Genomic DNA, 22232 nt, shown 5'->3' on the forward strand with positions numbered 1-22232 from the left:
ACGCCCGGTTACATTCCGAACCCGGAAGCTAAGCCTCATAGCGCCGATGGTACTGCAGGGGGGACCCTGTGGGAGAGTAGGACGCCGCCGAACAATTCTTCAGTAGAAGCCCCTCCGGGTTCCCCGGAGGGGCTTCTCGCATTTCCGGGCCCGGTCATTTCCGGCTCGATCATTTTCACCGCCCGGGCTCCGGGCCGGGTGCCCGGTGGGCCGGAGCTGATGCGGCGTAAGGTCGCTGATATGGAGACCGCTGAGCACACTTCGCGCGCCGACGACCAGGGCCGGATCCTGGCGACGGACTCACTCACTCCGGAACAGCTCGATGTGGCCAGGACCGTACTGACCTCGGTCGCCGAGGCCGACGGACGGGACGCCGTGTCGGAGGCGGGCCGGCTGCGGATCAAGGCGGACAGCCCGCGCCCGGGTGTCCGCCATCTCGTCCAGACGTACGCGGACGCCCCCGCCGGGTATGCCCAGCTGGAGGGCTCCGGGCAGGCCGCGGCCTCGGCCGAGCTCGCGGTGGTGCCGCAGCTGCGCGGCCGGGGGCTGGGTCACCGGCTGGTCGACCAGGTGCTGGCGGTCGCCGGGCCGGGGACCTGGGTCGACTTCTGGGCACACGGGGGCCACCCGGCCGCGGCCCGCCTGGCGGAGGTGTACGGCGCCGAGCTGGTGCGCGAGCTGCGGCAGCTGCGGCGGACCGGTGAGGTTCCGGCGCAGGTGCCGCTGCCGGCCGGGATCGAGCTCCGTACCTTCCGTCCCGGTGAGGACGACGAGGCCTGGCTGCGGCTGAACGCGCTGGCCTTCGCCCACCACCCCGAGCAGGGCAGCTGGACCGGCGCGGACCTGGCCGACCGGCTGGCCGAGCCCTGGTTCGACGCGGACGGCTTCTTCCTGGCGGTCCGGGACGGGGAGCCCGTGGGCTTCCACTGGACCAAGGTGCACCCGGACGGCCTAGGCGAGGTGTACGTCGTCGGGGTGGCCCCGGGCGAGCAGGGCAGTGGTCTCGGGCGGGTGCTGACCGCGGCGGGCCTGCGCCACCTGCTGCTGGAGCGGAAGGTGCCGGCGGTGCTGCTGTACGTGGACGCCGACAATCCGGCCGCGTTGCGGGTATACGAGAGGTTGGGGTTCACCATCCACGAAGTGGACCTGATGTACCGCGTTCAGTCCGCGGCCGCCGGTGCCGGACAGCAGGTCCGGATCCACCCCCAGGGGTGACCGACTCAGCTTTCCTCCCGGCCATGCGGTGTTTACCGTGGATTCAATTGACACCGCGAAGATCACAGGATGAAGCCCGAAGTGCCTCGTCCACGTACCGCCCACCGACCGGCCGTCTCTCCGGCCGGCTCCGGCGGGTGGGCGCCGGTGCCGCGGGACGAGGGCAGTGAGCGCACCGTCGGTGTGCCGTACGGCCAGGACTTCGCCCTGCAGGAGGAGCTGAACACGATGAGCATCCCTCGGCCTGTCTCCGCCCCGCTGTCGTCGTCGCCCAGCGCCCAGGGCGCCGGCCCGGGCGCGGGCGCGGATCCGGCTGCCCCGCCGGCCGGCGACAGCGGCGGCGCGGGCGTGACGGCCACCGGCCAGGACGAGGCGAAGGCCCCGGCCCGGCCCCGGACGGCGAAGCGGGCCACGCCGGCCGCGGCGAAGAAGGCCTCCCCCGCCAAGCGCGGCGCGGCCAAGCGCACGGCCACGCCGGCCAAGCGCGCCGTGACCGGGACGTCGGCCGCGCCCGGCCGGACGCCCGCCGCGCCGCCGACGCCCGCCGCGGCCCTTCCCGCAGGCCTCGCGCTGGGCCTGGCGGCCGAGGACGGGCAGCAGCCCGTCGCCGGCGCCGCCGGTGCGTCCGCGGGCCCGTCGGCCGAGTCCGGGGTCGAGGAGCTGCCTGAGGGCCGCTTCCTGGACCGCGAGCGCAGCTGGCTGGCGTTCAACGAGCGGGTGCTCGAACTCGCGGAGGACCCGAACATCCCGCTGCTGGAGCGGGCCAAGTTCCTGGCGATCTTCGCGTCCAACCTGGACGAGTTCTTCATGGTCCGGGTGGCCGGGCTGAAGCGCCGGATCGCCACCGGGGTCGCGCAGAAGTCCGCGTCCGGGCTGCAGCCGCGCGAGGTGCTCGACCTGATCTGGCGCCGCTCCCGGGAGCTGATGGCCCGTCACGCGGCCACCTTCCAGCAGGAGGTGCTGCCGGACCTGGCCGCCGAGGGCATCGAGTTGGTCCGCTGGCCGGAGCTGGCGGACAAGGACCAGTCCCGGCTGCACGCCCTGTTCCGGCAGCAGATCTTCCCCGTGCTCACCCCGCTGGCGGTGGACCCGGCCCACCCGTTCCCGTACATATCGGGGCTGAGCCTGAACCTCGCGGTGGTGGTGCGCAACCCGGTCTCCGGGCACAAGCACTTCGCCCGGGTGAAGGTGCCGCAGTCGCTGCCGCGCTTCCTGGAGGCGTCCCCGCAGCGGTACGTGCCGCTCGAGGACGTGATGGGCGCGCACCTGGAGGAGCTCTTCCCGGGGATGGAGGTGCTGGCGCACCACGCCTTCCGGGTCACTCGCAACGAGGACTTGGAGGTGGAGGAGGACGACACCGAGAACATCCTCAAGGCGCTGGAGAAGGAGCTGATGCGGCGCCGCTTCGGCCCGCCGGTGCGCCTGGAGGTCGAGGAGTCGATCGACCCGTACATCCTGGACCTGCTGATCCGGGAGCTGAACATCACCGAGGCGGAGGTCTTCCCGTTGCCCGGCCCGCTCGACCTGACCGGGCTGTTCGGCTTCGCGGACCTGGAGCGGCCGGAGCTGAAGTACCCGAAGTTCGTGGCGGGCACGGCGCGCGGGCTGACCGACGTGGAGTCCGCCTCGCAGCCGGACATCTTCGCCGCGATGCGCGAGCGGGACGTGCTGCTGCACCACCCGTACGACAGCTTCTCCACCTCGGTTCAGGCCTTCCTGGAGCAGGCCGCGGCGGACCCGCACGTCCTGGCGATCAAGCAGACGCTGTACCGGACCTCCGGTGACTCGCCGATCGTCGACGCGCTGACCGACGCCGCGGAGTCCGGCAAGCAGGTGCTGGTGCTGGTCGAGATCAAGGCGCGGTTCGACGAGCAGGCCAACATCAAGTGGGCCCGCAAGCTGGAGGAGGCCGGCTGCCACGTGGTCTACGGGCTGATCGGCCTGAAGACGCACTGCAAGCTGTCCCTGGTGGTCCGGCAGGAGGGCGACACGCTCCGCCGGTACTCGCACGTCGGCACCGGCAACTACCACCCCAAGACCGCCCGGCTGTACGAGGACCTGGGGCTGCTGACCGCCGACCAGCAGGTCGGGGCGGACCTGTCGGACCTGTTCAACCGGCTGTCCGGCTACTCGCGCCGCGAGTCCTACCGCCGTCTGCTGACCGCGCCGCGCGGGCTGCGGGACGGGCTGGTCTCGCGGATCAACGCGGAGATCGCGCACCACCGGGCCGGGCGCCCGGCGTACGTGAAGCTCAAGGTCAACTCGATCGTCGACGAGCAGCTGATCGACGCGCTCTACCGGGCCTCGCAGGCCGGGGTGCCGGTGGACGTGTGGGTGCGCGGCATCTGCGCGATCCGGCCGGGCGTGGCCGGGCTGAGCGAGAACATCCGGGTCCGCAGCATCCTGGGCCGGTTCCTGGAGCACTCGCGGGTCTTCGTGTTCGGCAACGGGGGCGATCCGGAGGTGTGGTTCGGCAGCGCCGACATGATGCACCGCAACCTGGACCGCCGGATCGAGGCCCTGGTGCGGGTGGCCGACCAGGCGCACCGGGCGGAGCTGTCCGGCCTGCTGGACCTCGGGATGTCGGACGAGACGCAGTCCTGGCACCTGGGCGCGGACGGCAGCTGGACCCGGCGCGCGCTGGACGCGGACGGGCGGCCGCTGCGGCACGTCCAGGACCTGTTGATCGACTCGCGCCGCCGCAACCGCAGTTCGTCGGGGACGCGCTGACGGCTTCGGCCGGGGCAGCGTGGGAGCACCGGACACCAGCCCCGGGTCCATCGCCACGGCGTGGGCCCGGGACCACATCGGGGAGAGCAGTGCCATGACCGAAGCGCCGACCACGGCAGCCGTGAACTCCGCGGCGACCGTCGGGGAGGTTCTTGCCGGCTACCTCACCGCCCAGGCGGGGGTGTTCCTGCGTGCTCTGCCGCAGACGGTCGGCGAGGCCGCGTCGAGACCCGGCGCGCTTCCGGCGTCGGCGGCGGCCGCGGGCGACCTGCTGGGGGCGGTCCGGCGGGTCGGCGGAGCGCTGCACACCTTCGGCGACGCCTTCGAGCCGCAGTGGGCGCAGGACACCAGGGCGGAGCTGCGCTGGCTGCTCGACCTGCTGGGGCAGGAGCCGGCGCACCAGCGCCGGGCGGCCCGGCTGCTGGCGGCCGTGGACTCGCTGGGGGACACCGACGCCCAGGCGCCGGGGATGCTGGCCGGGCACGCGGGCGCGCCCAAGGCGAGGGCGCTGCTGGAGCGGCAGCTGACGCTGGCGAGGACCAGGGCGCACACCGCGCTGCTGCAGGAGCTGCGCTCCGCGCGGCTGCACGCGCTGGCGGACCGGATGACCCTGCTGGCCGGTGACGTGCCGCTGGCGGGTGCGGTGGCGGGCCGGCCCGCCACCGAGCTGCCCGGGCAGGCGGCGGGGGCGCTGTCGGCGCTGCTGGCGGGTGTGGAGCGGCTGCCGCTGAGCCGGGCGGCGACCCCGTACGGCGGGGACGGGCTGCACCGGCTGGCCACCGTGCCCGAGGCCCGGGGGCCGGTGCTGGACGCGGACGCCGCGCTGGCGGCCGACGACGCGCCGTGGCACCGGGTGCGGATCCTGGTGAAGCGGGCCAGGTACGCGTTGGAGGTGTGCGGCAGCGCGCTGCCCGAGCTGGACGAGCTGAACGGGGTGCTGGACCGGCACCGGGAGGCCGCGGACGCGGCGGTGACGGCCTCGACCGCGGCGCGTACGCCGAGGATCACCCCGGCGACGGCCTACGTGCTCGGGGTGGTGCATGCTGATCAACGACTGGAGGTGGAGGCGGCCAGGTACGCCTTCGGCCGCCGGTGGCCGGGCCTGTCGGCCGGCCTCGGCGGTGGAGAGGGCCTCCCGGCACCACGGATGGCATGAATGGGCAACCGCCTGAACGCCGCGCACGGCGCGGCCCGCGACCAGTACGCCGGACCCCGGAGCGGGGGTGCCCGGCCGGTGCCGCGACGGGTGGGGCCGGAGAGGTCGACGATCCTGGCGGCCGGGGCGGTGCTTTGGGTGCCGGGGCCGGTGGCCAAGAACGGGCGGCGGCGCAAGAAGCCGCGCCTGGCGCTGGTGCACCGGCCCAAGTACGACGACTGGAGCCTGCCGAAGGGCAAGCTGGAGCCGGGTGAGGGCTGGCGGGCGGCGGTGCTGCGCGAGGTGCGCGAGGAGACCGGTTTCGAGTGCCGGCTCGGCACCGAGCTGCCCGCCCAGCACTACCGGGTCGGCGGGCGGCCCAAGGAGGTGCGGTACTGGGCGGCGGTGGCGACCGCGGGGGCCTTCGCCCCCAACCGTGAGGTGGACCGGTTGGAGTGGCTGTCGCCGCGCAAGGCGAGGGAGCGGCTGACGCACGTCCGGGACCGGGTGCTGGTGGACGCGCTGCTGGAGGCGCTCGGCGAGGACGTCCGCAGGCTCTGAGCGCGAGGCTCCGGTCACGCCCGGTGGCGGCGGCGTTGATCTTGCGCTGTCCGGGTGATCTCGCTGCGCCCTGCTCGTGACGCAACCGTTACTACCGGCCGCAGTTTCCTGCCATCCGTCCGAGGTTCACTCCCCGTTCATTTGCGACCGCCTGATGCGTCACCTGCCCGGCTTAACTTCGGGACTACCGGAGGGCCGAACAGGCCCCGGACCACAGCAAAACCCGCGCTGCCTGCCCCGACGGGGTCGGTTCTGACGCGGGCGATGCCTCAGAAAGGGACACCCTGTGAAGCTCCAGCGGAACGGCCGCTCCAAGGCCCTCGCCATCGGTGCCGTGGCGCTCGTCAGCTCGCTGTCGCTCGCCGCGTGCGGTACCGACGACAACACCAAGACCGCCGCCGGCGGCTCCTCCTCCGGTTCGGCCGCCCCCGCCGCCGCGATCGCCTGTGCCAAGGGCGGCCAGCTGCTCGGCGCCGGCTCCACCGCGCAGGGCAACGCCGTCGATGTCTGGAAGGCCGCCTACGGCAGCGCCTGCTCCGGCACCACGATCACCTACGGTGCGGTCGGCTCGGGCGCCGGCATCCAGCAGTTCAACCAGGGCAAGGTGGCCTTCGCCGGCTCCGACTCGGCGCTCAAGCCGGCCGAGGTCGACGCCTCGAAGGCGGTCTGCACCGGAGGCCAGGGCGTCAACCTGCCGATGGTCGGCGGTCTGATCTCGGTCGTCTTCAACGTCGACGGTGTCGACAAGCTCGTCCTCGACGGCCCGACCATCGCGAAGATCTTCGACTCGCAGATCACCAAGTGGAACGACCCGGCCATCGCCGCCCTGAACCCGGGTGCGAAGCTGCCGGACGCCGAGATCCAGGCGATCCACCGCTCGGACGACTCGGGCACCACCGAGAACCTGACCAAGTACCTGGCCAAGGCCGGCGGCGGCGCGTGGGCCTACCCGGCCGCGAAGACCTGGGCCGGCAAGGGCGGCCAGTCCGCCAACGGCAGCGCCGGTGTCTCCGCGCAGGTCAAGCAGGTCAAGAACTCGATCAGCTACGTCGAGCTCTCCTTCGCCCAGACCAACAAGCTGAACAGCGCCGCCATCAGCACCGGCGCCAGCAAGCCGGTCGAGGCCACCGCCGCCAACGGCGCCACCACCTTCGCCAAGGCGAAGATCGCGGGCACCGGCAGCGACCTGGCGCTGACCCTCGACTACGCGACCAAGGACGAGGGTGCCTACCCGATCGTCCTGGTCACCTACGAGATCGCCTGCGACAAGGGCAACAAGGCCGACAGCCTCGACCTGCTGAAGTCCTTCCTGACCTACACCATCAGCGACACCGGCCAGCAGGCCATCGGCCAGGCCGGTTACGTGCCGCTGCCGAAGGAGCTGTCCACCAAGGTCCAGGCCGTCATCCCGACCCTGGCCTGACCCCTCGGGTGACACCGGCAGGGCGGCCCCCGCAGGAGGGGGCGGGGCCGCCCCGCCGGGTATCCGGGTTCCGATCCACCGCCACACACGTCCGGGGCACCGCCGCCATTGGTGCCGCCCCTCGCCGGGGCAGCGCCGCCAGACCGGAGTAAAACGACCATGACTTCATCACCCCCTGCCACGTCCCAGGGCAGGGCCGGCCGGAGCAGGCGCGACAGCCGCTTCGGCGACAAGGTTTTCTTCAACTTCTCCCGTGGTGCAGGCATCCTGCTGCTGGTCATCATGGCCGCCATCGCGGGCTTCCTGGCCTACCGCTCCGCGCTCGCCCTGGGCAAGAACGAGGGCAACTTCCTCACCACCTTCGAGTGGACCCCGGACGGCGTGAAGCCGGTCTTCGGCATCGCGGTCCTGGCCTTCGGCACGCTGGTCAGCGCACTGATCGCGATGCTGATCGCGGTTCCGGTGGCGGTCGGCATCGCGCTGTTCATCTCGCACTACGCGCCGCGCCGGATCGCGCAGCCGTTCGCCTACCTGGTGGACCTGCTCGCGGCCGTCCCCAGCATCGTCTACGGCCTGTGGGGCGTGCTCTTCCTGGTGCCGCACATGGACGGTCTGACCAGCTGGCTGAACGAGTACCTCGGCTGGACGTACATCTTCGACCAGACCAAGAACGGCGCCCCGGCGCGCAACCTGTTCACGGTCGGCATCCTGCTGGCGATCATGGTCCTGCCGATCATCACCGCGGTCACCCGCGAGGTCTTCCGGCAGGTCCCGCGGATGCACGAGGAGGCGGCCCTCGCCCTCGGTGCCACCCGCTGGGAGATGATCCGCACCGCGGTGCTGCCCTTCGGCCGCCCCGGCATCATCTCCGCCTCGATGCTCGGCCTCGGCCGCGCGCTCGGCGAGACCATCGCGGTCGCCATCGTGCTCTCCAGCAACAGCCAGCTGTCGCTGCACCTGCTCGACCCGGGCGGCGGCACCTTCGCCCAGAACATCGCCCTGAAGTTCAACGAGTCCCAGCCGTTCGGGCGTGACGCCCTGATGGCCTCCGGCCTCGTCCTGTTCGTGATCACCCTGCTGGTGAACGGTGCGGCCCGCATGATCATCGCCCGCCGCAAGGAGTACTCGGGGGCCAACGCATGAGCGCCGCAACGACTACCGCGCCGGCTCCGCTGCTGCGCCGCGACCTGACCACCGCCCGGCTGCCCCGTTGGGCGCCCGCCGGGGTGGCCGTGCTCGCCATCGCCCTCGGCTGCGCCATCGGCGCGGGCGCCGGTCTGGCCAGCCACATCCAGTGGGGCCTGATCGCCGCCCTGCTCTTCCTGGCCATCAGCTACGGCCTCGCGGCCAAGGTCGAGGGCCGTCGGCAGGCCAAGGACCGCTTCGCCACCTCGGTGGTGTGGGTGGCCTTCATCCTGGCGGTCGTGCCGCTCGGCGCGCTGACCTTCTACACCGTCCAGCAGGGCATCGGCGCCATCAACGGCGACTTCCTGACCCACTCGATGAAGGGCGTGGTGGCCTCCACCACGGCCGACGGCGGTATCTACCACGCCATCATCGGCACCCTGGAGCAGGTGCTCCTGGCGACCCTGATCGCCGCCCCGATCGGCCTGCTGACCGCCGTCTACCTGGTCGAGTACGGCCGGGGCCGGCTGGCCAAGGCGGTCACCTTCTTCGTCGACGTCATGACGGGTGTCCCGTCGATCGTCGCCGGTCTGTTCATCTTCTCGATCTGGACCATGTTCAAGCAGGGCTACTCGGGCTTCTCCGGCAGCCTGGCGCTGGCGATCCTGATGATCCCGGTCGTCGTCCGCTCCGCCGAGGAGATGCTCAAGCTCGTCCCGAACGAGCTGCGCGAAGCCTCGTACGCACTCGGTGTGCCGAAGTGGAAGACCATCGTCCGGATCGTCATCCCGACCGCGATCGGTGGCATCACCACCGGCGTGATGCTGGCCGTCGCCCGCATCACGGGCGAGACGGCGCCGGTCCTGATGCTGGTGTTCGGCAGTGACGTCATCAACAACAACCCGTTCAGTGACCCGCAGCAGTCCCTGCCGCTGTACATCTGGCAGCAGTACACCGTGGTCAACAACGAGTACGGCTACGACCGCGCCTGGGGTGCCGCGCTGGTGCTGATCGCCTTCGTGATGGGGCTCAACCTCGTCGCGCGCGGCATCGCCCGCTGGCGTTCGCCCAAGGCCGGGCACTGACACCGACTGACGTACGAGACGACGAGAGAAGACGAAAGATCATGGCAAAGCGCATCGACGTCAGCGGACTGTCCGCGTTCTACGGCACCACCAAGGCCATCGAGGACATCTCGATGACCGTCGAGCCCCGCTCGGTGACGGCCTTCATCGGCCCCTCCGGCTGCGGCAAGTCGACCTTCCTGCGGACCCTGAACCGGATGCACGAGGTCATCCCCGGTGCCCGGGTCGAGGGCAAGGTGATGCTCGACGACGAGAACCTGTACGGCTCCAACGTCGACCCGGTCGCCGTGCGGCGCTCGGTCGGCATGGTGTTCCAGCGGCCGAACCCGTTCCCGACCATGTCCATCTACGACAACGTGGTGGCCGGTCTCAAGCTGGCGGGCGTCAAGAAGAAGTCCGTGCTGGACGGCGTGGTCGAGAAGTCGCTCAAGGGCGCCAACCTCTGGAACGAGGTCAAGGACCGCCTCAACAAGCCGGGCGCCGGCCTCTCCGGCGGCCAGCAGCAGCGGCTGTGCATCGCCCGCGCCATCGCGGTCGAGCCGCAGGTCCTGCTGATGGACGAGCCCTGCTCGGCCCTCGACCCGATCTCCACCCTCGCCATCGAGGACCTGATCGGCGAGCTGAAGACCCAGTACACGATCGTCATCGTGACCCACAACATGCAGCAGGCGGCCCGCGTCAGTGACCGCACCGCCTTCTTCAACCTGGCCGGTGTCGGCCAGCCGGGCAAGCTGATCGAGCTGGACGACACCCAGCGGATCTTCTCCAACCCGTCGGTCCAGGCCACCGAGGACTACATCTCGGGCCGCTTCGGCTGATCGGACCGGCCGCGAGCCCCCGTCCCGGAACCTGGCGCCACCCGGCGCCCGGGACCGGCGGCGAGTGACTGCTCCGCGGCGCTGCATGGCGGTGCCGCCGCGGAGCACTGAGAAGGGCCCGCCCCCGAGACGTGGGGGCGGGCCCTTCCGCTTTCCTGTTTCCTGCCGGTGGTGGGGTCAGGCGAAGACCCCGTGCACGACCGCGTAGATCAGCGCGGCCACCAGCGCGGCGGCCGGCATGGTGATGAACCAGCCGAGCACGATGTTCTTGGCGACCCCCCAGCGGACCGCGCGCAGCCGCTTGGTGGCGCCCACACCCATGATCGCGGAGGTGATCACATGGGTGGTGGAGATCGGCGCCTTGTAGACGAACGAGGTGACGTACATGATCGTGGACGCGGTGGCCTCGGCCGCGAAACCCTGCGGCGGGTCCAGCTCGATGATCTTCCGGCCGAGGGTCCGCATGATCCGCCAGCCACCCGCGTAGGTGCCCAGCGACAGGGCGGTGGCACAGGAGACCTTGACCCAGATCGGGATGTCACCGGTCGACTGGTGGCCCGAGATGGTCAGCGCCATCACCACGATGCCCATGGTCTTCTGGGCGTCCTGGAGGCCGTGCGCCAGGGCCATGGCGGCGGCCGAGGCGGTCTGGGCGACCCGGAAGTTGCGCTTGGCCCGGTGCGGGTTGGCCCTGCGGAAGATCCACAGGATCGCCAGCATCACCAGGTAGCCGCAGATCAGGCCGACCACCGGCGAGACGAACATCGGAATGACGATCTTGCCCAGCACGCCGGACCAGATCACCTCGGTGCCGCCGGCCAGCGCCGCGCCGACCATGCCGCCGAACAGCGCGTGCGAGGACGAGGAGGGCAGGCCGAAGTACCAGGTGGTGAGGTTCCAGGCGATGGCGCCGACCAGGGCGGCGAACAGGATGCCCATCCCCTGCCGGCCGGTCGGCGTCTCGATGATGCCGCTGGAGACGGTGTGTGCCACGCCGCTGCCGAGGAAGGCACCGGCCAGGTTCATCACGGCCGCCATCGCCAGCGCGACCTTGGGGGTCAGCGCCCGGGTGGAGACCGAGGTCGCGATGGCGTTCGCGGAGTCGTGGAAGCCGTTGGTGTACGTGAAGAAGAAGGCAACGCCGAGGACGGCGATGAGTGCTGCGGTGTCCACGCCGGTCAGGACTCCTTGACCGCGATGGTCTCCACCGTGTTGGCCACGTGCTCGAACGCGTCGGCCGCCTCCTCCAGGACGTCGACGACCTGCTTCAGCTTGAGCACCTCGATCGCGTCGTACTGGCCGCTGAACAGGTGGGCGAGCAGCTTGCGGTGGATCTGGTCCGCCTGGTTCTCCAGCCGGTTGACCTCGATCCAGTACTCGGTGAGGTTCTCCATCGACCGCAGGTGCGGCATCGCGCCGGCGGTCAGCTCGGCCGCCCGGGCCAGCACCTCGATCTGCTGCTCGACACCCTTGGGCAGGGTCTCGATGTCGTAGAGGACGACCAGGTCGACGGCCTCCTCCATGAAGTCCATGATGTCGTCCAGCGAGGAGGCGAGGCTGTAGATGTCCTCGCGGTCGAAGGGCGTGATGAACGAGGAGTTCAGCTGGTGGAACACGGCATGGGTGGTGTCGTCGCCCGCGTGCTCGGCGGCGCGCATGCGCTCGACGATGTCCGCGCGGGCCGACACGTCGGCTCCCAACAGTTCCAGCAGGAGCTTCGATCCCACGACCAGGTTCTCCGCGGCCGCGGCGAACATGTCGTAGAAGCTCGTCTCCTTCGGGGTCAGGCTAAAACGCACGGAAATCTCCGATGTGCGGGGGCGGGACTGAACGATGCTAGGCGCAAGGTGTCAGAACTGTGCAAACGGGGGTTGACGTGACGCCTCAGTGTGGCTCAAACTCGGCCGGTTTGCCCCTGCCCTGCAGCACCGGTCCGGGAACCGCCCGCCCGGACGGCGGAACACCGTCCAGGCCCGTGGTGTTGGACACTGGGAGCTCAGGCACGGGGCGGGCAGCCGCACGGCCGAGCAGCGAGGACGGAAGGCGAGCCGGATGACCACGATCCCGACGCGCACCGAGGACGGACCGGCGCACGGCGACGGTGTCCCCGGCCCGGCGGACCACGACCACGAGGACGGTGGGGCGGGCGTCGGCGGACACCCGGCAACCGCGTCCGGTGGGCACGGCCCGCACGGCTACAGCTCCCAGAAGAGCGAACACCTCAAGCGGCTGCGCCGGATCGAGGGGCAGATCCGGGGCCTGCAGCGGATGGTCGACGAGGACGTCTACTGCATCGACATCCTGACCCAGGTCTCGGCCGGCACCAAGGCGCTGCAGTCCTTCGCGCTGTCGCTGCTGGAGGAGCACCTGCGGCACTGCGTCGCCGCCGCGGCCGAGGAGGGCGGGGCGGAGCTGGACGCCAAGGTGGCGGAGGCCACCGCGGCCGTCGCCCGGCTGCTGCGGTCCTGAGCGGCCGCGTGCTCCCGGCCGCCCGGCCGCGGGCCGGCCGGGGTCAGCCGCCCGGTCCGCCCGGGCGCGGCTCGGGGGCGCGGTCGAGCAGCACCTCGTCGATCTGCTCGGTGGCCAGCCGGTCCTCCGCACTGGTGGACGCGGCGATCATCAGCTCCCCGGCCAACTCGATCTCGTCGAGCGCGGTCTCGTCGTGGCCGCCTGCCCGGCCGTCCGCGGACGCCACCTGCACCACCACCCCTTCAGCGCCGCCTGCCGGTCCCCATGGCAGCCCCGGCTGTCCAGCGTAGGCAGCTCGGCGCCCGCCCACATGGCACGGACGGGTCATCTCTGCCGCCGAAACGGGTGGGACGCCGCCGGGGCGGGTGCGGCACCGCGGACTACTTCGCGGACGGCGACTCGGATCCCTGCATCGCGTAGATGTCGCCCGCGGCGGGCTCGGCCGCCTCGACGGGCTTGCCGAAGTCCCCGAGCGAGACCGTCGAGACCACCTTGACCTGGTCCTTCGCCGCCTTCGACCCGGCGACCCCGGTGAAGTCGAAGGTCTCGACCACCTTGTGCAGCCGGCCCTGCGCGTCCAGCCAGGCCTCGTACGGGACCTCCTTGACGGTGAAGGTCTGGGCGCCCATCCGCAGCGAGTCGGCACCCCGCCCGCCGGTCGCGTCCGCGGCCTTGGCGAGGTCGAGGGTGCCCTTGTAGTGCTGCAGCTCCACGCCGCCGACCGTCTCGGTGCCCACCAGGTCGGCCCGCTGGACACCGCGCAGCGCGCCGGCGGCCACGGCGGGATCGGTGGCGCCGCTGCTGACCAGGTTCCCGTCGGGCAGCTGGCGGACGTCCAGCTTGACGAACTTGCCGGCCGGGATCTTGGCGCCGCTGTTCTGCAGGTAGACCGTGCCGGGCAGGACCACCTCGACGATCGTGCCGGTGGTCGCGGCCCCGGGCGGGACGGTGATCTCCATCCGGCCGATCCGCTTCACGTAGTCGTACCCGCCGACGCCGGTGAAGACGGCCTTCTTGTCCGCGGACTCGGTGACCAGCTCGGTGGTCAGGTGGACGGAGCCGGTGCGGCCGGTGATGTCGGCGGCGCTGCGGACGGCGGTCAGCGGATCGGCGGACAGCTGGTCCGCTGAGCTGCCCTGCGGGTGCGTGGCACCACCGCAGGCGGCCAGCGCGGCCGCCAGCACCGCGACCGCGGCGGCGGCCCGGACGGGCGGCACGGACCGGCGGCTCTTGATCGGCTTCTTCACTCTCGACACAACCCCCTCGGGCACGGTGCCCGGCAAGCCACCACCCCGGGTGGGCGGAGCGCTTCACCGGGAAACGAGCCGACGGCTCAGGGGTTACGCCAAAGGGGGCGCGCGGAAGTCGTCGCGCGCCGGGTGCGGATCGGGTTACCGTGAGGCACGTGTACAGCGAGCTGCCGGCCCCGTCCGGCGCGCCACCCGATCCGTCCGGGCCGGTGCTCGACCCGTCCGGGCCGGTACCGGCCGCCGAGCACCGGGTCTCGGTCGACGAGCGCGGGTCCTTCGCCTTCGCGAGCTGCAGCTGCGGCTGGTTCGCCCCCGCCCGGCGCTCCCGGGACCGGGCCAGACGCGACGCCGCCGAGCACCTGAGCGAGCACCTGAGCGAGTACCTGGGGGACCACCCGGGGGATCACCCCGGCGATCATCCGGCCGGGCAGCGGAGCTGACGCCGTGGCAGGCCTCGTGCCTCCGGGGCCTCAGGCCGCCAGGTCGCGTTCGGGGGTGTGGTCCGCCGTGCTCTCCCGGGCGGCGGCGGGCCGGGACCGACGGGACGCCGACCGGCGGCGGCCGCGGGCGGAGCGGCCCCGCGAGGGACGCTCGGGGCGGGGACCGGCGACTATCAGCGGCGCGGCCGCCGTCCGGGCCACCGCATGGCAGAGCGGGACCAGCACGGCCATCGCGATCGGCGCCAGCAGCAGCACCACGGCGGTGGCCAGCGCGTAGCCGCCGATCACATCGGTCGGGTAGTGGACGCCCATGTACATCCGGCAGAAGCCCTGCAGCAGGGCCAGCACCCCCGCCACCAGCCCGAGCCGGCGGTTGACCAGCATCAGTGCCACCGCGATGCCCATGGACATCGCCGAGTGGTCGCTGACGAAGGACAGCGTGCCCTCCTTGCCCTCGACCAGAACGTCCAGTTCGGGGTGGTCGACGAACGGGCGCGGCCGGTCGACGATCGCCGAGATGGGGAGGTTGGCCAGCTCGGCCAGGGCGACCGAGAGCGGCGCCCAGAGCAGTCCGGCCACGGCGACCGGGGCGCCCGGCGACCGGCGGGCCTGCAGCCAGGCGGTCAGCAGGACGGCCGCGAGGCCGAGCAGGATGCCGTACTCGCCGACCCAGGAGACCAGTCCGGTCAGCCAGTCCGGCGAGGCGACCGCCAGGCCGTTGACCACGCGCAGCAGGTCGAGATCGGGATCGACCGTGTCGGCGAGCAGCGTCGACACGCCACACCTCCCTCCCTCGTCACGGTGGGCCACGTCCGGCCCACCGTGCAAGAACGCCGGAGGCGGTGTCCAGGTTTCCGGGCACCGGCCCTGTTATGGAAACTTGACTCACCGTCCACTTGACGCGCACACGAAGAGGATTCGGCGGGTCAGACCTTTGCCGGTGGTTGACCGGTGACGGGTGTGGCGGGTGCGGTGGGGGTCGCCCTTGCGGCGGGAGGGGCGGAGGCGGCCGGGGCGGCCGCGGCGGCCGGGCCGGTGCCGCCGGTGGACTGGTTGCCGCCGCTCGGGCCGCCGCCGCCGGTGATGCTGCCGTCGGCGCCGCGGACCGGGAGCGCCTCCGCGCCGTCCGGCGTGACCCGGGTCGCGCCGATGTAGTCCCGCTGGTCGATGGTGTCGTAGCGGACCAGCGCGCCGGTGTGCGGTGCGTCGATCATGTAGCCGCCGCCGACGTAGATGCCGACGTGGTGGATGGAGCGCGGGTCGGTCAGGTCGTTGGCGAAGAAGACCAGGTCGCCCGGCCGGAGTTGGTCCCGGGAGGGGTGCTCGCCGGCGTACCACTGGTCGTTGGCCACCCGCGGCAGCTTGATGCCCACGCTCTCGAACGCGGACTGGGTGAGGCCGGAGCAGTCGAACCGGCCGTTCTGCGAGGGCAGTCCCTCGCCGCCCCACAGGTACGGGGTGCCGAGTTTGGTCTGGGCGAAGTAGATCGCGCCGGCCGCTTGCCGGGAGAGGCCGACCGCGCTCCCGGTGGTGGGCGCGGTGAAGCTGCGGGCCAGCGCCTGGATGCTGCGGACGTAGCCCTGGGTCTCCTTGTACGCGGGGATGCCGCCGGCGTTTATCACCGCGTACGGGCCCGCGTTGTAGGCGGCGAGCATATTGGCCTGGCGGTCGCCGGGGACCTTGGAGACGTCCTTGGCGAGGGCGCAGTCGTAAGTGGCGGCGGAGGCGATGGCGTCGGAGGCGTCCCAGATGTCCCGCCTGCCGTCGCCGTTCCCGTCCGTCCCGTAGGTCGCCCAGGTGCCTTCCAGGAACTGGGCCATCCCGTAGGCCTTGGCGGGACTGCGGGCGCCCGGGTCGAAACCGCTCTCCTGGTAGAGCTGGGCGGCCAGCATCGGGGGGGAGATCTCGGGGCAGAGGGTGCCCCATTTCTGGATCAGCGGCTGGTAGGCCGCGGGCACCGTGCCGCTGGAGAGCGCGAGGTTGTTCCCGCCCTGCTGGGGCGTGCCGCTCGCGGCGAACGTGCCCACGGTGACCAGACCGACGAATCCGACCGTCACAACTGCCGCAGCGGCAGCGGCGGCGCGTGCCTTGCGGAGTACCATCAGCACCATCCCGACGAAGCGTCAGTCAGCAGTGTCCAGGAAGGCGTTGCTCAGCGCAATCATCGCGAACACTCACAGTGAGCCGTATCCTTCGTACGGTGGACATCCTGTCGTACGTGTCCCATCCCGCACGACCAATCCGCGAGAAGTAGCCAAGTCGACATCAGATCTGGCCAAGAATAGGACCGGCCCCTTCGCTCGACCCTGGTTCGGGGCCTTGAATTTGCCTGATCGGGCGGTGAGATGGAAATGAACCTGAGCAGCGTGGACAGCAAGGTGATCGGGTACCTGGCGGAGGATCCGCCGAAGAAAGCCAATATCGACACCATCATCGGCGGGATCGCGCCGGACTGGGGGCCGTTCTCCAGCCTGGGCTCGGAGGCCCGGGTGATGGTGGAGGTCATCATGGCCGTGGCCATCCTGGCCTGCCTGGGCCTGGCGGTCTGGGGTGCGGCCAAGCAGCGGATCGGCGCCACCGCCATGAGGGACACCTTCAGCGCCGAACAGGGCAAGGGGCTGATCATCGCCGGGCTGACCGGCGTGTTCATCATCGGATCCCTCGGCACCCTGTTCACCATTGTCTACGGCATGGCCATCTGACGGTCAGATAGTCGTCCCGGCGGAGCGGCCCTGCTGCGTCTGCTGGGGCTGTCGTATTTCACCACCGGAGCCCCACCCGGGCTCCCCGCACCAGGAGGGCCGCCGTGCCGTTGTCCGACGACCAGCCGCACACCCGCACGCGGCTACCGGTCGCCGAACAGTCCTCCCACCAGATGAGCGGCCGTCAGCCGCGCCCGCTGCGGACCCTGCTGGCCGTCCTGGTGGTGGTCACCCTCCTGGTTCTCGCGATCTCGGTCGCCAACCGCGGCAAGCCCGACCCCGGGACGGGCCGCTCCCAGACCTCGGCCGACGGGGCCGGCGCGGACTCCGACGGCAAGGGCGGGCCCGCCCCCGCCAACACCGCGGCCAGCGGCCGGGAGCCGGTCACCACCACCTCGGGCGGGGTCGCCAGCGGCTTCCCGCACACCGACCAGGGCGCGCAGTCGGCCGCCGCCAACTACGCGGTCGCGCTGGGCGGCGCGGAGATGTTCCGGGCCGACAGCCGGCATGCGCTGGTCGCCACCGTCACCGACCCCAGCGTCACCCCGCAGCTCCAGGAGCGGCTCGACAAGGCCTTCGGCCCGGAGACCGTGGCCGGCTTCGGCCTGGACGCCCAGGGCAAGGCCCCCAAGGGCCTGACCTTCGTCAGCCGCAGCGTCCCGGTCGGCACCAGGACCACCAACTCCGCGGACACCGCGACCAAGGTCGAGGTCTGGTGCACGGGGCTGGTCGGCCTCGCGGGGGCCAACTCGATCAAGCCGGTGACGGAGAACTGGTACACCCTGACCGTCACCATGCGCTGGAGCGGCAGCGACTGGAAGCTCACCGACTTCTCCCGCGCCGCCGGACCGGCTCCCGTCCCGGGGGATCAGCAGGCGGCCACCGCCGAGGACATCACCAATGCCGTCCAGCAGTTCGGAGGCTTCCGCTATGCCCGCTGACGGTCCGCCCGCCCCCTTCGTCCGGCGCGCCGGCGCGCTCGGCGGTGCGATGGCGATGCTCCAGCTGGCGGCCCTGGTGGCCGCGCAGCGGGCGTTCGCCGACCCCACCCCGAGCCCGACGCCCTCGCCCAGCCGTTCCTGTTCGGTCGACCTGCCGGTGGCCGGCGCGGACCAGCTCTGCGCGCCGGCGGGCGCGGTGACGGTACCCGGGACCGGCGCGGTCGCCGGTGCGACCGACCCGCTCGGGTCGCTCGCCAAGGGCTGCGCCCAGGCCGCCGCCTGGGTGGTCCGCAAGCTGTCCGGCGCGATCGACGGCACCACCCAGGTCGACTTCACCAACGCCGCCTTCCTGCAGCAGTACGCCGTGGTCTTCGCCGGCTCGACCATCATCACGCTGGTGCTGTGGCTGCTGGCCGTCACCAAGCGGGCGGTCCGCGGCGCGCCGCTCGGCCAGGCCTTCGCCGAGGCGATCGGCTTCCTGTGGCTGACGGTGGTGGCCTCCGCCTTCACCCCGCTGATTCTGTTCACCCTGGTCAGCGTGACCGACGGGCTGACCGCCGCGATCGCGGCCGGCACCAAGTCGGACACCGGGACCTATCTGGGCGGCTTCGCCGACACCCTGGAGAAGGGCACGATGGGCGGCGGCCCGCTCATCCTGATCATCGTCTCGCTGGTGGCCGTGCTGGCCGCCGCGGTGCTCTGGATCGAGCTGCTGATCCGCGCCGCGATGCTGTACGTCGGCGCGCTGCTGGGCACCGCGGTGTACGCCGGGCTGGTCGACAAGCAACTGTGGAAGCACGTCCGCCGCTGGGCCGGGCTGATGCTGGCGGTCGACCTGGCGAAGCCGATCATCGTGATCATCCTGGGGCTGGCCGGCGCGGTCGCCACCGGCGCCGGGGCGGACGACGACTTCGCCCGGGTGCTGTCCGGGCTGGCCATCCTGTTCCTGTCGATCTTCGCCAGCGCCGCCGTCTACCGTTTCGTCCCGGGCCTCGGCGACGAGATGCTCCAGCTGCGCAACGCCCGGGCCGGCGCCGTCTCGGCCGGCTCGGCGATGATCAGCGGCCCGGCCAACCTGGTGAAGCAGGGCATCTCCACGCACGGCTCCCGGGGCGGCCCGCAGACCGCGAACGCCTCCTCCGGCGCCGGCGGCGGCTCGGTCGCCCCCGGCATCGCCGCGCACGCCGGCCGCACCCCGGCAGCCGCCGCGCCCCCGCCGCAGTCCCCGCCCATGAACCGTGACAGCAACGCAGCGAAGGGAGGGTGACGGGTCGGTGAGCAGCGAACCGCTCGGCCAGTACGGAGCCCAGTACGCCCAGCCGTACGTCCACCAGCGCCGCACGTATCTGATCGGCAAGTCCCGGCCCAACGCGCCGATCGGGCGCAACCGGGAGACCGGCGAGATCGTGCTGGTGATCTTCGGGGCCTTCATCGGCATGATGTGGGGCCTGCTGATGCCGGTCCTGCCGCTGCGGATCGCGGGCCTGGTGGGCTTCCCGCTGCTCGCCATCATGGCGGTCTACGTGCCGTACCGGCGCCGCACCTTCTACAAGTGGGCGGAGATCAACCGCAGCTACCGGCGGACCCTGCGCAGCGGCCGGGCGGTGTGGAAGTCGGACGTGATCGACGCGGGGACCCGGCTGGACGGCCGGGAGATCGAGGTCGGGCCGCCGCCCGGGGTGGGCCGGCTGCGCTGGCTGAGCGCGCCGTTCGGGCCGGACGAGGTCGCGGTGCTGATGCATCTGGAGCGCCGGACGGTGACCGCGGCGATCGAGATCGAGGGGCCGGGCGTCGGCCTGCGCGACTCGGAGGACCAGGAGGCGCTGGTCGACCGGTTCGGCACGCTGCTCAAGCACGTGGCCAACGGGGACGGCTTCGTCACCCGGCTGCAGATCCTGGCCCGGACGCTGCCCGCCGACCCGGACGCGCACGCCAAGGACGTGGAGCGGCGCGGCGCGCAGGAGGCCCCGCGCTGGCTGAAGGAGTCGTACGACCAGCTGCAGTCGATGGTGTCGACCTCCTCGGAGCAGCACCGGGCGTACCTGGTGGCCTGCATGCACTACACCCGGGACCTGGCCGCGGAGGCGCACGCGATGGGCCGGGACGCGACCGGCCGGCGGACCAAGGACGACGACGGGCTCGCCGCCGTGATGGCCCGTGAGCTGACCGACATCTGCGCCCGGCTGGCGGAGGCGGACATCCGGGTCCGGCAGCCGCTCGGCCAGGCCCGGCTGGCCTCGCTGGTGCACTCCATGTACGACCCGGACCACCCGATCGACCACCTGCAGGCGATGAGCCGGCGCAACGCCTGGCCGGCCGAGCTGGACGCGACCCACCCGCAACTGCTGCAGGCCAAGACCCGGGAGTCGGTGACCCGGGAGCCGTGGTGCCACGCCACCGCCTGGATCAAGGAGTGGCCGCTGACCCCGGTCGGCGTCAACTTCCTCGCGCCGCTGCTGGTGCACACCCCGGACGTGATCCGCACCGTGGCGGTCACCATGGACCTGGAGCCGACCGATGTGGCGATCGAGCGGATGCTGACCGAGAAGACCAACGACGAGGCCGAGGCCAACCGCGCCGCCAAGATGAACCGCACCGTCGACCCGCGCGACCTGGCCCACACCGGCCGGGTCGACCAGCGCGGTGACGACCTCGCCTCCGGCGCGGCCGGCGTCAACCTGGTCGGGTACCTGACGGTGTCGGCCCGCAGCCCCGAGGCGCTGGCCCGCGACAAGCGGACCATCCGGGCCTCGGCGGGCAAGAGCTACCTGAAGCTGGAGTGGTGCGACCGGGAGCACCACCGGGCCTTCGTCAACACCCTCCCGTTCGCCACCGGCATCCGCCGCTGACCCCGCAGGAGGCACCGTCATGGCGATCGGCAACCTCACCGAGGCCTTCACCAGCCTGATGTTCGGCAAGGTGGAGACCACCCGGCTGCCCGTCCGCACCTCGACCGGCCAGGCCCAGGCGGTGTACCTGCCGACCGCCGCGCCGGGGCTGGGCGACTCCGGCGTGATCATCGGCCGCGAGGTGTACAGCGGCAAGGGGTACGTCTACGACCCGTTCCAGCTGTACGGCCAGCAGCTGCCCGCGCCGCACTGGCTGGTGCTCGGCGAGTCCGGCAACGGCAAGTCCGCGCTGGAGAAGACGTACGTGCTGCGCCAGCTGCGGTTCCGGGACCGGCAGGTGGTGGTGCTGGACGCGCAGGGCGAGGACGGGGTCGGCGAGTGGAACCTGATCGCCAACGCGCTGGGCATAAAGTCCATCCGGCTCGACCCGATGTCGGCCCGGGACGGCGGGGTGCGGCTCAACCCGCTGGACCCGTCGATCACCACCACCGGCCAGCTCTCGCTGCTGCGCACCATCATCGAGGTGGCGATGGGGCACGGGCTGGACGAGCGGGCGGGCTTCGCGCTGAAGGCCGCGCACGCGCACGTGATCGCCTCGGTGACGCAGCGCCAGCCGGTGCTGACCGACATCATCGACACCCTGCGCAGCCCCGAGCTGTCCTCGGTGGAGTCGCTCGGGGTCGCGGTCGACGACGTGCAGTCCTGGGGGCTGGACGTGGCGCTGGTGCTGGACCGGCTGGTCGACGGTGACCTGCGCGGCATGTTCGACGGGCCGACCACGGACGGCATCGACCTGGACGCGCCGCTGATCGTCTTCGACCTCTCGCACATCGACCGCAACTCGATCGCGATGCCGATCCTGATGGCGATCGTCGGGGTCTGGCTGGAGCACACCTGGCTGCGGCCGGACCGGGTGAAGCGGATCTTCCTGGTGGAGGAGGCCTGGCACATCATCAACAGCCCGTTCGTGGCGCAGCTGTTCCAGCGCCTGCTGAAGTTCGGGCGCCGGCTCGGCCTGTCCTTCGTCGCGGTGGTGCACCACCTGTCGGACGTGGTGGACGGGGCGGCGGCCAAGGAGGCCTCGGCGATCCTGAAGATGGCCTCGACGCGGACCATCTACATGCAGAAGGCCGAGGAGGCCAGGGCCACCGGCCGGGTGCTGGGTCTGCCGCGCTGGGCGGTGGAGATCATTCCGACCCTGTCGCCGGGCATCGCGGTGTGGGACGTCAACGGCAACGTCCAGGTGGTCAAGCACATCATCACCGAGGCCGAGCGCCCGCTGGTGTACACCGACCGGGCGATGACCGAGGACGCGGTCGCCGAGCGCGAGCGCGCCGAGCAGCACCTGGCGGCCGAGCCCCGGCGCTGACCCGGGCCGAGCCCGGGCGCCGGGCGTCCGGGGCGGACGGGTCCCAGGCGTCGGACGGGGTGTCAGGCGCCGGACGGGGGGTCAGGCGCCGCCGGGAGGGTGCCGGTTGCTCGTCTTCGT

At 71.8% G+C, this 22232-nt stretch carries 21 protein-coding genes and 1 rRNA gene; 16 read left to right on the forward strand and 6 right to left on the reverse strand.

The genetic code is table 11. The features are described from left to right. From rrf to pstB, 9 genes are all read left to right on the forward strand, one after another. Positions 1 to 93: ribosomal RNA gene (rrf, locus tag AB0D08_RS19195) — 5S ribosomal RNA — on the forward strand; the annotation flags it as partial. A gap of 147 nt (positions 94 to 240) precedes the next feature. Next, complete coding sequence (gene mshD / locus AB0D08_RS19200; protein ID WP_033824199.1) at positions 241 to 1215, forward strand: mycothiol synthase; 975 nt, start codon at positions 241 to 243, stop codon at positions 1213 to 1215. Between the two features lie 147 nt (positions 1216 to 1362). Further along, positions 1363 to 3945, forward strand: a complete 2583-nt coding sequence (locus AB0D08_RS19205; protein ID WP_359890101.1) for an RNA degradosome polyphosphate kinase — start codon at positions 1363 to 1365, stop codon at positions 3943 to 3945. Positions 3946 to 4039: 94 nt separating this feature from the next. After that, positions 4040 to 5101, forward strand: a complete 1062-nt coding sequence (locus AB0D08_RS19210; RefSeq protein ID WP_051812975.1) for a CHAD domain-containing protein — start codon at positions 4040 to 4042, stop codon at positions 5099 to 5101. Beyond that, positions 5102 to 5641 (forward strand): NUDIX hydrolase, encoded by a 540-nt coding sequence (locus AB0D08_RS19215; protein ID WP_082526711.1) that lies wholly within the window; start codon positions 5102 to 5104, stop codon positions 5639 to 5641. Between the two features lie 286 nt (positions 5642 to 5927). Then, on the forward strand, positions 5928 to 7064 hold the full coding sequence (gene pstS, locus AB0D08_RS19220) for a phosphate ABC transporter substrate-binding protein PstS (RefSeq protein ID WP_033821791.1): 1137 nt from the start codon (positions 5928 to 5930) through the stop codon (positions 7062 to 7064). A 159-nt stretch (positions 7065 to 7223) separates the two neighbouring features. Beyond that, on the forward strand, positions 7224 to 8207 hold the full coding sequence (pstC, locus tag AB0D08_RS19225; RefSeq protein ID WP_033821790.1) for a phosphate ABC transporter permease subunit PstC: 984 nt from the start codon (positions 7224 to 7226) through the stop codon (positions 8205 to 8207). Next, the gene (pstA, locus tag AB0D08_RS19230; protein WP_359890106.1) at positions 8204 to 9274 is read left to right on the forward strand and encodes a phosphate ABC transporter permease PstA; all 1071 of its coding nucleotides are present in this window, start codon (positions 8204 to 8206) and stop codon (positions 9272 to 9274) included. Before pstC ends, pstA begins: the two co-directional genes overlap by 4 nt. A 41-nt stretch (positions 9275 to 9315) precedes the next feature. After that, positions 9316 to 10092 carry a phosphate ABC transporter ATP-binding protein PstB gene (gene pstB, locus AB0D08_RS19235; protein ID WP_033821788.1) on the forward strand — a complete coding sequence of 259 codons (777 nt, stop codon included), beginning with the start codon at positions 9316 to 9318 and terminating at the stop codon, positions 10090 to 10092. Between the two features lie 177 nt (positions 10093 to 10269). Here the strand turns inward: pstB and AB0D08_RS19240 are convergent, their stop codons facing one another. Both AB0D08_RS19240 and AB0D08_RS19245 read right to left on the reverse strand, forming a co-directional pair. After that, positions 10270 to 11265 (reverse strand): inorganic phosphate transporter, encoded by a 996-nt coding sequence (locus AB0D08_RS19240; RefSeq protein WP_359890109.1) that lies wholly within the window; start codon positions 11263 to 11265, stop codon positions 10270 to 10272. Positions 11266 to 11270: 5 nt separating this feature from the next. After that, positions 11271 to 11891: a DUF47 family protein gene (locus tag AB0D08_RS19245; RefSeq protein WP_033821786.1), complete on the reverse strand. Its 621-nt coding sequence runs from the start codon at positions 11889 to 11891 to the stop codon at positions 11271 to 11273. Positions 11892 to 12144: 253 nt separating this feature from the next. On the opposite strand from AB0D08_RS19245, the gene AB0D08_RS19250 reads away from it, so the two are divergent. After that, positions 12145 to 12561 carry a metal-sensitive transcriptional regulator gene (locus tag AB0D08_RS19250; RefSeq protein WP_082526710.1) on the forward strand — a complete coding sequence of 139 codons (417 nt, stop codon included), beginning with the start codon at positions 12145 to 12147 and terminating at the stop codon, positions 12559 to 12561. 43 nt (positions 12562 to 12604) lie between these two features. Here AB0D08_RS19250 and AB0D08_RS19255 read toward each other — a convergent pair whose 3' ends face one another. Both AB0D08_RS19255 and AB0D08_RS19260 read right to left on the reverse strand, forming a co-directional pair. Beyond that, entirely contained in the window at positions 12605 to 12793 is a 189-nt protein-coding gene (locus AB0D08_RS19255; protein ID WP_082526716.1) for a hypothetical protein, read from the reverse strand. 148 nt (positions 12794 to 12941) lie between these two features. Further along, a complete protein-coding gene (locus AB0D08_RS19260; protein WP_051812972.1) occupies positions 12942 to 13808 on the reverse strand; it encodes a hypothetical protein in 867 nt (288 codons plus the stop codon). Positions 13809 to 14020: 212 nt separating this feature from the next. Between AB0D08_RS19260 and AB0D08_RS19265 the strand changes: the two genes are divergently transcribed. Next, entirely contained in the window at positions 14021 to 14251 is a 231-nt protein-coding gene (locus tag AB0D08_RS19265; RefSeq protein WP_359890152.1) for a hypothetical protein, read from the forward strand. Positions 14252 to 14281: 30 nt separating this feature from the next. On the opposite strand, the gene AB0D08_RS19270 is transcribed toward AB0D08_RS19265, so the two are convergent. After that, positions 14282 to 15028, reverse strand: a complete 747-nt coding sequence (locus tag AB0D08_RS19270) for a phosphatase PAP2 family protein (RefSeq protein ID WP_033821784.1) — start codon at positions 15026 to 15028, stop codon at positions 14282 to 14284. Positions 15029 to 15177: 149 nt separating this feature from the next. Next, on the reverse strand, positions 15178 to 16353 hold the full coding sequence (locus AB0D08_RS19275; RefSeq protein WP_082526715.1) for a bifunctional lytic transglycosylase/C40 family peptidase: 1176 nt from the start codon (positions 16351 to 16353) through the stop codon (positions 15178 to 15180). Between the two features lie 249 nt (positions 16354 to 16602). On the opposite strand from AB0D08_RS19275, the gene AB0D08_RS19280 reads away from it, so the two are divergent. The 5 genes from AB0D08_RS19280 (at position 16603) to AB0D08_RS19300 (ending at position 22112) form a co-directional block, all read left to right on the forward strand. Then, positions 16603 to 16953, forward strand: a complete 351-nt coding sequence (locus AB0D08_RS19280; RefSeq protein ID WP_051812970.1) for a hypothetical protein — start codon at positions 16603 to 16605, stop codon at positions 16951 to 16953. A gap of 104 nt (positions 16954 to 17057) precedes the next feature. Continuing rightward, a complete protein-coding gene (locus tag AB0D08_RS19285) occupies positions 17058 to 17894 on the forward strand; it encodes a hypothetical protein (RefSeq protein ID WP_359890114.1) in 837 nt (278 codons plus the stop codon). Then, a complete protein-coding gene (locus AB0D08_RS19290; RefSeq protein WP_033821782.1) occupies positions 17884 to 19161 on the forward strand; it encodes a hypothetical protein in 1278 nt (425 codons plus the stop codon). The genes AB0D08_RS19285 and AB0D08_RS19290 overlap by 11 nt, the downstream gene beginning before the upstream one ends. Before the next feature lie 7 nt (positions 19162 to 19168). Continuing rightward, on the forward strand, positions 19169 to 20743 hold the full coding sequence (locus tag AB0D08_RS19295; RefSeq protein WP_033821781.1) for an SCO6880 family protein: 1575 nt from the start codon (positions 19169 to 19171) through the stop codon (positions 20741 to 20743). A 19-nt stretch (positions 20744 to 20762) separates the two neighbouring features. Continuing rightward, positions 20763 to 22112, forward strand: a complete 1350-nt coding sequence (locus tag AB0D08_RS19300) for an ATP-binding protein (RefSeq protein ID WP_033821780.1) — start codon at positions 20763 to 20765, stop codon at positions 22110 to 22112. Positions 22113 to 22232 lie beyond the last annotated feature (120 nt).

The organism is Kitasatospora sp. NPDC048540 (assembly GCF_040651175.1).
GTDB lineage: Bacteria > Actinomycetota > Actinomycetes > Streptomycetales > Streptomycetaceae > Kitasatospora.